This window comes from Vibrio fortis (assembly GCF_000695685.1).
In the GTDB taxonomy this organism is placed as follows: Bacteria; Pseudomonadota; Gammaproteobacteria; order Enterobacterales; family Vibrionaceae; genus Vibrio; species Vibrio fortis_A.
Map to the genome: position 1 here is coordinate 238366 of NZ_JFFR01000027.1, position 12049 is coordinate 250414.

General features: G+C 43.1%; 10 protein-coding genes. 7 read left to right on the forward strand and 3 right to left on the reverse strand.

What is annotated here, in order from left to right; translation table 11 throughout:
- Positions 1 to 4: 4 nt before the first annotated feature.
- The 3 genes from nirD to cobA all read left to right on the forward strand — a co-directional run bounded on the left by nirD (position 5) and on the right by cobA (position 2292).
- Entirely contained in the window at positions 5 to 328 is a 324-nt protein-coding gene (nirD, locus tag VFDL14_RS05955) for a nitrite reductase small subunit NirD (protein WP_032552473.1), read from the forward strand.
- Positions 329 to 443: 115 nt separating this feature from the next.
- Positions 444 to 1250, forward strand: coding sequence for a formate/nitrite transporter family protein (locus tag VFDL14_RS05950; RefSeq protein WP_032552474.1), 807 nt, complete (start codon positions 444 to 446; stop codon positions 1248 to 1250).
- A gap of 286 nt (positions 1251 to 1536) precedes the next feature.
- The gene (gene cobA, locus VFDL14_RS05945) at positions 1537 to 2292 is read left to right on the forward strand and encodes a uroporphyrinogen-III C-methyltransferase (RefSeq protein ID WP_032552475.1); all 756 of its coding nucleotides are present in this window, start codon (positions 1537 to 1539) and stop codon (positions 2290 to 2292) included.
- A gap of 18 nt (positions 2293 to 2310) precedes the next feature.
- On the opposite strand, the gene VFDL14_RS05940 is transcribed toward cobA, so the two are convergent.
- Complete coding sequence (locus tag VFDL14_RS05940) at positions 2311 to 2757, reverse strand: DUF4174 domain-containing protein (RefSeq protein ID WP_050487459.1); 447 nt, start codon at positions 2755 to 2757, stop codon at positions 2311 to 2313.
- A gap of 241 nt (positions 2758 to 2998) precedes the next feature.
- Between VFDL14_RS05940 and VFDL14_RS05935 the strand changes: the two genes are divergently transcribed.
- The 3 genes from VFDL14_RS05935 to VFDL14_RS05925 all read left to right on the forward strand — a co-directional run bounded on the left by VFDL14_RS05935 (position 2999) and on the right by VFDL14_RS05925 (position 5606).
- Positions 2999 to 3472 (forward strand): NYN domain-containing protein, encoded by a 474-nt coding sequence (locus VFDL14_RS05935; RefSeq protein WP_032552476.1) that lies wholly within the window; start codon positions 2999 to 3001, stop codon positions 3470 to 3472.
- Between the two features lie 80 nt (positions 3473 to 3552).
- Positions 3553 to 4218, forward strand: a complete 666-nt coding sequence (locus VFDL14_RS05930; protein ID WP_032552477.1) for a response regulator transcription factor — start codon at positions 3553 to 3555, stop codon at positions 4216 to 4218.
- Positions 4215 to 5606 carry a histidine kinase sensor domain-containing protein gene (locus VFDL14_RS05925; protein WP_032552478.1) on the forward strand — a complete coding sequence of 464 codons (1392 nt, stop codon included), beginning with the start codon at positions 4215 to 4217 and terminating at the stop codon, positions 5604 to 5606. The genes VFDL14_RS05930 and VFDL14_RS05925 overlap by 4 nt, the downstream gene beginning before the upstream one ends.
- Before the next feature lie 64 nt (positions 5607 to 5670).
- On the opposite strand, the gene VFDL14_RS05920 is transcribed toward VFDL14_RS05925, so the two are convergent.
- The gene (locus VFDL14_RS05920) at positions 5671 to 7728 is read right to left on the reverse strand and encodes an EAL domain-containing protein (protein ID WP_050487460.1); all 2058 of its coding nucleotides are present in this window, start codon (positions 7726 to 7728) and stop codon (positions 5671 to 5673) included.
- A gap of 205 nt (positions 7729 to 7933) precedes the next feature.
- A complete protein-coding gene (locus VFDL14_RS05915; RefSeq protein ID WP_032552479.1) occupies positions 7934 to 9235 on the reverse strand; it encodes a dicarboxylate/amino acid:cation symporter in 1302 nt (433 codons plus the stop codon).
- 545 nt (positions 9236 to 9780) lie between these two features.
- Between VFDL14_RS05915 and VFDL14_RS05910 the strand changes: the two genes are divergently transcribed.
- Positions 9781 to 11892, forward strand: coding sequence for a TonB-dependent siderophore receptor (locus VFDL14_RS05910; protein ID WP_032552480.1), 2112 nt, complete (start codon positions 9781 to 9783; stop codon positions 11890 to 11892).
- Positions 11893 to 12049 lie beyond the last annotated feature (157 nt).

Below are 12049 nucleotides of genomic sequence, written 5' to 3' on the forward strand. Positions count from 1 at the left end.
CATCATGGCATTTACAAAAGTTTGTAAAATCGAAGACATCATCCCAGGTACTGGTGTTGTGGCACTGCTAAACGGCGAGCAAGTAGCAATCTTCCGCCCACGTGCAACAGAAGAAGTGTTCGCAATCAACAACATGGACCCATTCTTCCAGTCAAATGTGCTTTCTCGCGGCCTTATCGTTGAGCACAAAGACGAGCTATGGGTTGCAAGTCCGCTAAAGAAGCAGCGCTTCAATCTAGCGACTGGCTTGTGCATGGAAGACGAGCGTATGAGCGTGAAATCTTACAAAGCACGTGTTGTTAAAGGTGCAGTAGAAGTCGCGGCGTAATCGCTAAGATTTGATAGTTCAAGGGCTCTAGTGAGTGGTGATTGTCATGACGACAACTAGAGCCTTTTCCTATCCAATTTTAACTTTTATTTTTAACTTTTAGTAAGGGCAATTTATGTCTGCTTTAAAACCTGTAGAATTCGTACAAACCATGATCGATGTTGGTGAAGCGAAAACAAAAACAAGTACTCGTGATCTTATTCTACGAGGCACGATGGCTGGTGTGATCCTTTCACTTGCTGTTGTAGTTGCGATTACGACTATCGTACAAACAGGTATTGGTATCGTTGGTGCACTTGTGTTCCCAGTGGGCTTTGTGATTCTTAGTATCATGGGCTACGACTTAGTAACGGGTGTATTCGGTCTAGCGCCACTGGCTAAGTTCGATAATCGCCCAGGTATCACTTGGGGTAAAATCTTCCGTTGTTGGGGTCTTGTTGGTCTAGGTAACCTGCTTGGTTCTCTACTTGTAGCATTCTTGGTTGCTGTTTCTCTAACAGGTAACTTCTCTCTAGATCCAAACGCAGTAGCTCAAAAGTTCATTGCGGTTTCAACTGCACGTAGCCTAGGTTTTGAAAACATGGGTATGGACGGATGGATTACGTGTTTCGTACGCGGTATCTTCTGTAACCTAATGGTTTGTCTAGGTGTAATCGGTAATATGACTGCGCGTTCTATGCCTGGCAAAGTTGCGATGATGTGGTTCCCAATCTTCATCTTCTTCGCACTAGTGTTTGAACACACAGTGGTAAACATGTTCCTATTCCCACTAGGTATGATTCTAGGTGCTGACTTCGGTATTGCGACTTGGTTGAACTTTAACCTTATCCCAACAATCCTAGGTAACATTGTTGGTGGTCTAGTGATGACTTGTATCCCACTTTACCTAACTCACGCTAAAACAGCGCCAGCGATTAAATAATCCTGACCTGAGTGATTAAGCGAATGAATTAACGGAAAGGCCCTGCAGTGTACTGTGGGGCCTTTTTAGCTTCTTTACCTCGTTTACCTTCTTTACCTTCGTTGGTTGTGAACATCAATATTCACTATGCTTTAAAGAGTACGACAGCCAGTGATAAAGAATTGCAACGAGAATAACCAAAAACGTTAATTCAATTAGTTATGAAATATGCAAAAACTGTGATCGACGAGATGTTTTCTTGTTGATACAGTGAATTACAGCAAAATAATTAAAATAGGCGTAAGCAATGAGTGAGCAAGCAGTAGAAAAAGGTTTCGTTTCTTTGGTGGGTGCCGGTCCGGGCGACCCTGATTTATTAACCGTTAAAGCCGCACGAGTGATTCAACAAGCTGATGTTGTGGTATATGACCGTCTCGTATCTAAGGCAATCTTAGCGATGGCTAACCCAGGTGCAGAGATGCTTTATGTTGGTAAAAAACTAGATCATCACTGCGTACCACAAGATCAAATCAATCAACTACTTGTGACTAAAGCTCAAGAAAACAAGCGCGTGGTACGTTTGAAAGGTGGTGACTCATTTATTTTTGGCCGTGGTGGCGAAGAGTGTGAAACGCTGGCAGAAAATAATGTCTCATTCGAAGTGGTTCCGGGCATCACAGCCGCAGCGGGGGCCACGGCTTACGCTGGTATTCCTCTAACGCATCGTGATCACGCACAAAGCGTACAGTTCATTACGGGTCACCTTAAGAAAGATGGTGAAGATATTGACTGGAAATCACTGGCTCAACACAACCACACCATCGTTTTCTACATGGGACTGAAAGAGAGCCCAAATATTCAGAAAAACCTGACTGACAATGGCATGCGTCAAGATATGCCTGTAGCAATTATCGAAAATGGTACGCGTCAGGAACAGAGAGTCTTTAGAGGTGGCTTGAGCGATTTGGCTGAGCTCGCTTCACAAGCTAAGAGCCCAGCATTGATTGTCGTTGGCAGTGTTGCTCAACTTCACGAGAAACTGGCTTGGTTCAACCAACAATAACAACTTCTATTTGCTTGCCTAGATGCTGCAGCGGCTAGATTGTCGCTGCATCTCTTGCTGGCGCATCGGCATTTGGTCGATGAAGTTCGCTAAGAACGCCCAATCGGTCGTGCCACTCCATCGGTGTTTCTCTTTACCATCCTTGCCAATCAGAATCCCTGTGTGCTTACCCTTGGGGATCTCATAGATTTTCTTAACCGCTTCTAAGTTGAACTCTTCTTTTAACCAACTAGGCATAGTGTAACCGTTCTCGGCAATAACCATAACCACAATGTCGCGTTCATCGATTTGGCAGTTGTTGATCAAAACACTATTCATAAACTCTTTAACCTTAGTATCTTGGTCTGGCGCAAACAGGATAACACTGCGATGTGGCAAACTGTGTGAGTGTTCATAGGCCGGGTAGGCGAGGGCAGTGTGAGAGCAAGCAACGATACCTGCAATAGCGAGTAATCTTCCTAACATCCTATGACTCCTTTCAAACAACGCGTGTTGTTGCTACTAAAAACTCTTTAAAAAACTGTTTTTGAAAGCGAGAGCAACAAACTCTGCACAATAATCAAGCAATGATTAAATGCCGATACGTAAAGCATAGTTGATAGGTTCAAAATCAACGATAAGCGACTCGCATTTATTAAGCAGATCGAATAGGGTAAAGGCTTATTTTTAAGAACCCAATAAAGGCATAGCGCCACAGGCACCATACATGGAAAATATTGCGATTCTGGTTGATGTTCAAAACGTGTATTACACAACAAGAGATAAGTATCGAAGCAATTTCGATTACAACCAATTTTGGTATGTGGCAACCACGGGGCGAAACGTCGTATCAGCTAATGCTTACGCAATTTCTAGCCAAGATCCAAAACAGCGTCAGTTCCATCATATCCTCCGCGGTGTGGGCTTCGATGTAAAACTGAAACCTTTCATTCAACGACGAGATGGCAGTGCTAAAGGCGATTGGGATGTCGGTATCGCGTTAGATGCAATCGAGTTGGCGGAGTCTGTCGATACGATCATTCTGGTTTCTGGCGATGGTGATTTCGAGATCTTAGTTGAACGTATGAAATCACGCTTCAATACAAAAGTGGAAGTCTACGGTGTGCCGGGGCTAACAGCTCAAAATCTCATCGATTCTGCAACAAAATTTGTTCCAATCGAGAAAGATCTCCTAATGTAGCCAAATAGTGCAATTTTATAATTGAAATCAATTTTATGATAATTAAAATGCAAACCATTATTATTTAATAGGTGGTGGTGATGTCTCGCATTTTAGTTGTTGACGATGATATTCAGTTATGTGAGTTGCTCTCTGAAGTGTTAGAAGCAGAGGGTTATCATGTTGATAAGGTCCATTGTGGCGAGAGTGCATTGGAGTTTATTCAGCAGAATCCGGTAGATCTGGTTCTACTAGATGTGATGCTGCCGAACCTTAACGGGCTACAGGTGGCAAGACGCATTTGCCAACGCTTTGCCACTCCGATTCTTATGTTAACAGCGCTTAATGATGACGCCTCCATGCTAGATGGTTATCAAGCGGGTGCTGATCAATACATCGCCAAGCCTTTCAATGTTCCAGAGCTTCTAACACGAATTAAAGTGATTCTTCGTCGCGTCGGATTCGAGCGTCAGCGCCAATCTGTTGCGAGTTCGAACGAAGGCTTGTGTGAGCAACTGGCTCGTATCCCTCTGACTGGGACAGAAAAAGACCTGCTTGATTACCTGATTAAGCATAACGGCATTGTTGTTTCTAAATCTGATCTTCAAGTTCATGTGCTTAAGAGAGAGTTATGCCCATTCGATCGCAACCTTGATATGCATATCAGCAACATTCGACGTAAGTTAGTTCAGGCGGGTATTTCAAAGCAGCACATTAAAACTGTGCGCGGCAAAGGCTACAGTTACCTAGAGTCTGTAAGTGCATGAGTTCAAGTTATTTTCATTGTCCTTCTTTTATTGAGAAACGTAAGGACGGTTTGACGTTTCAGCTGTTTGCCTACCTAACGATCATTATTGTCAGCATTTTTATCTTTCAGGGTATAGCGGAAAAGGCGTTAATGAGAGCTTTGCTAAAAGTTCCGGAGTCAGTGAAGTCAGATATGTTAGATCTGGCTTACCAAGCCGATATCTTGATTGAAGAAGGGGATATGGATGAATTGGCGGATTGGGCCAATGCACAAGAGTACTATCTATTCGTGCTCGATAAAGATAAACACCCAATCACCCATCGCCACATGCACCCACACTTTGAGTTCAAACTGAGATTCTTAAGGGATCTGGATCACCAGCTTGATGCGCAAGTGAATCAACCCATTCTTGGTATTCCTTTGAAACATGACAACCTGTTAGTGGTTCAGTTTCCGAGGTACTTTCACCCGGCTCATACCTTTTCGACATACTCTTCATTGATGAAGGTGTTTATTGCTTTTGTCATCTTGATTTTGTTCTCTCAGATCCTTTCAAGGCGTCTCCAACAGCCTTTAGACCGATTACGTGAAGCAAGCCGTCGATTAGCGCAGGGTGATTTCTCTGTCGAGGTTGTGTCTGAGCTGAAATCCAACACCAGGGAATTTAACGAACTAGCAAGTGACTTCGACCATATGACGCAAGAGATCAAGTCACTGGGTGAGAAGCAACGTCGTCTAATTCGTGATGTTTCTCATGAGCTAAGAACGCCATTGGCAAGGCAGAATTTGGTGCTACACCTGCTACGTAACAGTGTTGAAGATAAGTCGGCACGCCTGATTGATAGGCTTGAGAGTGAAACCAAGGAGATGAATGACCTCGTTGGCGAAATTCTCGAATATAGCCGGTTAGAGAACGCACGCTATGATGCTGATGTGACTTCAATGAACGTTGAACATTACTGTTCTCTGCTGGTTTCTGAAATGCAATACGACCTCAAAGGCGAGCAAACGCTGGTGGCGCATTTGTCGAATCAGACACCGAGTGTCGACCTTGATGAAAGGCTCGTCCTTCGTGTGGTGAGAAATATTGTTGGTAATGCCATTAAATATGCTGGACCAGAAGCACGTATTGCATTGACCACCTATTACTACGAAGAAAGTTCGATCAAGCGTTACACTGTCATTTCTATAGAAGATAATGGCCCAGGTATTCCAGATGAGCAACTTTCGAGTGTGTTTAGCCCATTCACTCGCCTAGAATCAGCGCGTGATAAAAAGTCAGGCGGTTATGGTTTAGGCTTAGCTATCGTTAAAGAATCGATGGCAGTGATGAGTGGTCATGTAAAGGCGGAGAATAAATCGGAAGGAGGATTGAGGATCAATCTAATGTTCCCAGTTCAGCCTTAAATTAAAAACGCGATAGATAACATGAAAACGGCTCCTGTATTAAGGAGCCGTTTTGGTTTCTACTCTATGCCGCTGCAGCGTTGGCTTGCTTGACATAATGCTGCAGCGCTGTGAGAGACAGCGACTTTGAATAATACCAACCTTGTATCGAAATAGAGTCGTCCTGAGGAATTAAATCGAGTTGCTGTTGAGTTTCAACACCTTCCACCACACAGCTTAAATCGAGCTCTTGAGCGACTCTTAACATTGCGTAGAAGACCCGTTTGCCTTTTTCGTTGTCTAGCGCTAACACAAAGCTACGGTCAATTTTAATGCAGTCCACATCAAACTGATTCAGATAGCTCAAAGATGAAAAACCAACACCAAAGTCATCTAGGAAGATTTTACACCCGAGCTTCTTGAGGCGTTGTAGTGATTCCAACACTTTAGTTGTGTCTGTAACTAAGCTTTCTTCAGTGATCTCAATACTGACCCATTTGGCTACGGGCTCAATGGTTCGACAAATACGGTTCATTACCTCTTTATCTAATAGAGTCTCAGGTGTGATGTTGATGCTGGTAGGTAGCACACACTGATTTACTTGAGAGACCTTGAGGTCGGACACGACTTTTTTGACCGTCCATAAATCGATATCTGGCATCATGTTCGCTTGCTCGAAATAAGGAAGGAATGCACCAGGGTAGAGTATCTCACCGGACACCGGGTCTTTGGCTCGAATTAATGCTTCACACGAAATTACTTTGCCTGATGCGGTTTGAACTTGAGGTTGATACTCCATACAGAAATCGATTTGAGCATAGCGGCGTAAACCTTGTTCTAATTCCAGCGTCGCTTTTTGCTTGCTCACTTTTTCGGAGACTCTATCTGCGCTCAAAACGTCAGCTTCTTCACGACGTCTAGAGTAACTAGAGTCAAAAAACGGAAAAGCGATACGGCCCGCTAGATTAAGTTTGTTCATTCGCATTACAAATGGCGTGTAAATAGCAAGGTCAACCAAGATCAGTAAGCATTGCAGTAACACCGCATTGAAATCCCCCTGAGTCGCCAACCAACCATTAAAGAATACCGGACTACTGAATGGGACAACAACAGATGGTATCGTCACAAGGCCCGCAGTGAGTACCGTATGAGATATAACTAAGTTAACGACAGGAACAATAAGGAAGGGCCAAAATAGTCGCGGATTAAATATGATGGGAAGCCCGAACAATAGGATTTCATTGATGTTTAAAAGTACCAACGGAAAAGCGGCTATCGCGATCAGTTTGGAGGCTCTGTCTTTGGCAAAGAGCAGTAGTGAGATTACTAAGCCAAATGTACCACCACAACCGCCAATAAAAACAAAGATAGCCATCATAGAGTGATTTACTGCTGGGGTGTTTTGAGTCAGTGACGCTTGTTCAGGCACCGCTGCAATCAAAACATCGATCCAAGGTAATAACGCGTAATAACCATGGATGCCGATAAACCACAAGAAGGAGTTAAATAGCGAGTACAAAACACCGAATGCTAGCGAGGAGTACTCGAATAGCTGGTCAAGCCCACCAAAATCGAGGAAATAACTGAAGAGTGATACAAGCAACCAGCTGACGTTTAACATTAAAACTGCAGCAATGATTGAAGGCACAATAAGGTTGAGAGAATCTTTTACCGTTTTTCCTACTTGTTCACTTCTTACAATTTTTAGCCATTTCTTTCGATAGAAGAAAGCAATCAGCGGAATGCTATAGAGTGGAGTTACTACCGAAATGATAAGTTCAAACGTGACTTTTACGTCAGAGAATGTCTGATGGAATAGCGCAAGATAGACAATAGAGATAAGCGCGATAGGTGGGCGAGGCAGACGCCATTGCATCGCTAAGATGTAAGAGAGCGCAGCAGTCAAAAGGATAGGGAATATCGTATTTAACTGATGAGAAGCGTTATAGAGCGTTTGAACCCAATATCTGTCTTTGCCAACGGTAAACTCACCGATAGACGCGCAGAATAAAATGAGAGAAGAGATCATCAGGCAAGGAAGGATCCAAAGGAGCCCTTCACGTATCGCAAGCATCTGATTCGCTAATACCAATCTTGCTGTTGGTAAGAATCGTTTTCTGTTGTTCGTAAGCTCTTGATCCATATGAGCACTTATACCGAGATGATTTAACGGTTATTGTACCAATTACTCGAGAGCTATCTATGATTTTATGTAAATATGAAGCAATGATTTTCATATATGAGACATATGTTTACAGCTAAATGCGATTGGTTGGTTATGGATGGTGAAAGGAAAACAAAAACGCCGCTTCATGAGAAGCGGCGTTGAGTTATTTCGTGAAAAGAGATTATGCCTGGCGAGCTAGATTCACTTGCTCTTCTTTTTCACCTGCTGCAGGGTCGTTGAAGCGTGCTTCGTCGAATGCACCTTCTGACTTAGCAACAATAATAGAGACTGCACTATCACCCGTAATGTTAACTGCAGTACGGATCATATCCAGTAGACGGTCAACACCCATGATAAGAGCAATACCTTCTAACGGTAGACCAACTTGGTTAAGAACCATTGCTAGCATAACCAGACCAACACCAGGAACACCTGCAGTACCAACAGAAGCTAGGGTAGCTGTCATGATAACCATTAGGTAATCAGTCATAGATAGGTCGATGTTGTACGCTTGAGCGATGAACGCTGTTGCAACACCCTGCATGATAGCTGTGCCGTCCATGTTTACTGTCGCGCCTAGAGGAACAGTAAACGAAGCTACTTTGTTATCAACACCCATGCGGTTCTTCGCTGTTTCCATTGTTACAGGAATTGTCGCGTTTGAAGAAGCCGTAGAGAATGCGAACATGATAGCGTCTTCCATTTTACGTAGGAACGTAATTGGATTTAGGCCAGTAAAGCCTTTTAGCATTAAGCTGTAAGTCACTAGACCATGAAGTACAAGAGTACCCGCAAGAACTAGGAAGTATTCAGCAAGGTTCCAGATCGCACCCAAGCCAAGACCAGAGAACAGTTTCGCCATCAAGAAGAACACACCATAAGGCGCTAGGTTCATCAGTAGCGCAACAAGCTTCATGATTACTTCGTTAAGATCTTGGAATACAGCTGCAATGCGTTCACCCGGTTTACCCGCTGCACTAATTGCAATACCGAACAATACCGCGAACACGATCACTTGAAGTGTTTTGCCTTCAGCCATCGCTTGGATAGGGTTGGTTGGGAACATGTCGATGATGACTTGGCCTAGAGAAGGCGCGTCAGCTGATTTGAACGAGCTAGCTGCGGTTAGGTCAGCACCAGCACCAGGTTGGAAGAAATTACCGATTGTTAGAGCAAGGGTAATTGCAACCGCTGTAGTACCAATGTAAAGAGCCAGTGTTTTACCGCCCATACGACCCAGTGTAGATAGGTCTTTCAAAGAACTAGTACCACATACTAGTGAGACAAAGACCAAAGGAACAACAAGCATTTTTAAGCTGGCAACAAAGATTTTGCCGCCGACTTCAAATAGTCCGTTAACAATGTATGTATTAACAAAGCCACTTTCTGCAAATAGGGATTGAATGGCGAATCCCACTAAGATACCTGCGACCATACCGAGAATAACGCGGCCGGTCAGAGACATAGGTTTCTTGGTATTCATTTAGAACACTCCTTTTAATTATAACTTTGAGACCTTTCAAAGTGAGCGGCAGATTAGCAGTCGCAAGATTAAATAAAAAAACAAAATTGTTGGACAGAATTATAGATGTGATCAAAGTCACCTGATTTTTATCGGTAAAAACAAAATAAATACAAAGTTAGATCATTATATTTAACATTTGTTACTGATTTTTAATGGCTTTCTCAATAATCAGTGAAGTGGATCGAGTTACATATGAAAGGATGATTTCGTATCGACTTAACGGCTTTTAACGCATGATTGCGGCTGAAATTACACTGATTCGACATTTAAGCGAATAATGCGTGAAGCCAATATCGGTAATTGAGCAAATAACCTAATAAAACGGGCAGTTACCGCAACGCCTTTACATAACTTTACAAATGCAAAGATTGTAAATTTAATGCAAATAGTAATGGTTATCACTTATATTCCCCTCCGAAATATTCAGTAGTACCGGAAACGGTAGATCAAGCAACGTACCGAGAGGACAGTTGTTTGAATAAAAAAGAGTCGGAGAAAAGGACATGTTTTCAAAAAGCCCATTGGCTTTGGTGATTGGCGCAGTATTGGCGTCACCAGCTGTATTAGCAGAAACAGCAAAAACAGATGAGCATATGGTTGTTGAAGGCCGTGACTACGGTTACAAGGCAGACACCAACACAACAGCAATGCGCATGGAGGCAACTCAGCTAGAGACTCCAGGACAAGTTTCAATCATTGATGAGCAAATTATCGATGAGCAACGTGCTAGCACGCTAGGTGAAGTACTAAAGAATGATGCTTCTATTTCTGCAGGTTCGAAATCGACGAACCGTGAACGTTTTAGCCTCCGTGGTTTCTCTCTTGAAAGTAGCTCGGGTTACCTGCGTGATGGCGTACAACACTGGTCGCACTACCGTCAACCTGTTGAACTGTTAGAAAGAGTAGAAGTACTGAAAGGCCCTGCAGGTCTACTATATGGTAAGTCTGCACCGGGTGGTCTTGTAAATATGGTAGCTAAGAAGCCTACTTACGAGACTCAAGTGAACGTTAGCCAAGATATCGGCTCTGACAATTACACTCGTACTGTTGCTGACGTGAGCGGTTCTCTTAACGATGATCAAACACTTCGTGCCCGCGTTATCGTTTCTCAAGAAAACCAAGATTCATACCGCACTCGCTTTGATGGTACTGATGTAGAAACAGAACGTTTTGTTGGCGGTCTATTCGTTGATTACGACATTAACGAAGATGTGATGCTGTCTCTACACTATGACCGTACTCAAGAGTTAGGTGACCTAGACAATGGTTCAAAGATCGATACAACTACGGGTAAAGTGATCAACCCAGATATTGTTAATGATCAACGTTTTGCGCAGACAGACAACGATGTAGCAAACTACGGTGCAACGATTGCGGCAAACATCAATGAAACGTGGTCTGTAAAGACGGGTATCTCACGTCAGTTTTACGAGCGTCAACGTACAGAATCTAACAATACTGTTTACCAAACTGGCAGCGAGTACGGCTACAAAGTCTCAGACCGTCATGATGAATGGACGTTTGACACGGCTTACGTTGATTTCACTGGCGACTTTGATGCATTTGGCGTAAACCACCGTCTACTAGTTGGTGCTAACGGTCTTCATTACGATTACAAGCGTCTATACGCATCAGGCTACGCATGTAAAAATGCAACAGAAGCGGAAGCAATCAAAGAGTGTGGTAACGGCTTCGACATGCCATCAGACATCAGCTACAAGAACGATACCTCAGTATCTCATTCTGAGAGTCAACACTACGGTCTATATGTACAAGACTTAGTGACTCTAAATGAACAGTGGCAGGTTCTTGCAGGTGTTCGTTTCGCTTACGATAAGACAATCAGCAGCTCTGATAAAGAAGAAAGCTACAACAACATTCTTCCTAAAGCGGGCCTAATTTACTCGCCAGCAGAAAATGGTTCTATCTACGCGGTTTACTCTGAAAGCTTTGAGCCAGTAAGTGAAATCTCTGATTCGAGTGATGTTAACTTTGGTAAAGAGCAAGATGCGAAGAAAGGTACACTTTACGAAGTAGGTACTAAGTGGGATCTATTCGATGAGCGTTTGTTTGTTTCTGGCGCACTATTCCAGATCACTCAGTCAAACATGCAAGTAACGGAGGATCTAGCAACTCCAGTAAACGGTGCTGACCAAATCACAACGCAAGTGGGTGAACAGGTTCACACTGGTGCTGAGCTTGCTGCGACTGGTTACTTAACAGAAGCATTCTCTCTAAGCGCTTCGACAATGTTCCTAGATGCTGAATACAAAAATGATCCTGCACTAGATGGTAAAACGCCAGCTGACGTGCCTGAGTTCACTGCTAGCATTTGGTCTACATATGCATTCAATAACGGTACAGATGTAAACCTAGGTGTTTACCACGTAGGTGAGCGTTACGCTGAGAGTGCAAATACGTTTAAGAAAGATGCTTATACTCGTGTAGATATGGGTGTTGCACACACGTTTAAATATGACGAAAATCTAGACTTCGTAGCTCGTTTCAATGTAGAAAACCTATTTGATACTGACTACCTAGAGGGTGGTAGCACAAGTGGTGTAGTGGTTGGCGAAGGCCGCAACTACATGGCAACGCTACAAGTTAAGTACTAATTTGTTACTGAACAATAAACGTTAAGTTAATGAATAGGGGGAAGTTTTGGCTTTCCCCTTTATTCGTTGTTTATTTAAAAAATATCCCTAGCCAAGCGAGTGACTTTTAATGATAATGAGAGTGTTTATCAATAAAATTCATTTGAACTTCTTCTAA

What these genes read in the sequence shown, in the direction of transcription:
- VFDL14_RS05930 (WP_032552477.1), top strand. Translation starts at nt 3,553, where the DNA reads ATGTCTCGCATTTTAGTTGTTGACGATGATATTCAGTTATGTGAGTTG.
- VFDL14_RS05950 (WP_032552474.1), top strand. Translation starts at nt 444, where the DNA reads ATGTCTGCTTTAAAACCTGTAGAATTCGTACAAACCATGATCGATGTT.
- nirD (WP_032552473.1), top strand. Translation starts at nt 5, where the DNA reads ATGGCATTTACAAAAGTTTGTAAAATCGAAGACATCATCCCAGGTACT.
- VFDL14_RS05940 (WP_050487459.1), bottom strand. Translation starts at nt 2,757, where the DNA reads ATGTTAGGAAGATTACTCGCTATTGCAGGTATCGTTGCTTGCTCTCAC.
- VFDL14_RS05925 (WP_032552478.1), top strand. Translation starts at nt 4,215, where the DNA reads ATGAGTTCAAGTTATTTTCATTGTCCTTCTTTTATTGAGAAACGTAAG.
- VFDL14_RS05915 (WP_032552479.1), bottom strand. Translation starts at nt 9,235, where the DNA reads ATGAATACCAAGAAACCTATGTCTCTGACCGGCCGCGTTATTCTCGGT.
- VFDL14_RS05920 (WP_050487460.1), bottom strand. Translation starts at nt 7,728, where the DNA reads ATGGATCAAGAGCTTACGAACAACAGAAAACGATTCTTACCAACAGCA.
- VFDL14_RS05910 (WP_032552480.1), top strand. Translation starts at nt 9,781, where the DNA reads ATGTTTTCAAAAAGCCCATTGGCTTTGGTGATTGGCGCAGTATTGGCG.
- VFDL14_RS05935 (WP_032552476.1), top strand. Translation starts at nt 2,999, where the DNA reads ATGGAAAATATTGCGATTCTGGTTGATGTTCAAAACGTGTATTACACA.
- cobA (WP_032552475.1), top strand. Translation starts at nt 1,537, where the DNA reads ATGAGTGAGCAAGCAGTAGAAAAAGGTTTCGTTTCTTTGGTGGGTGCC.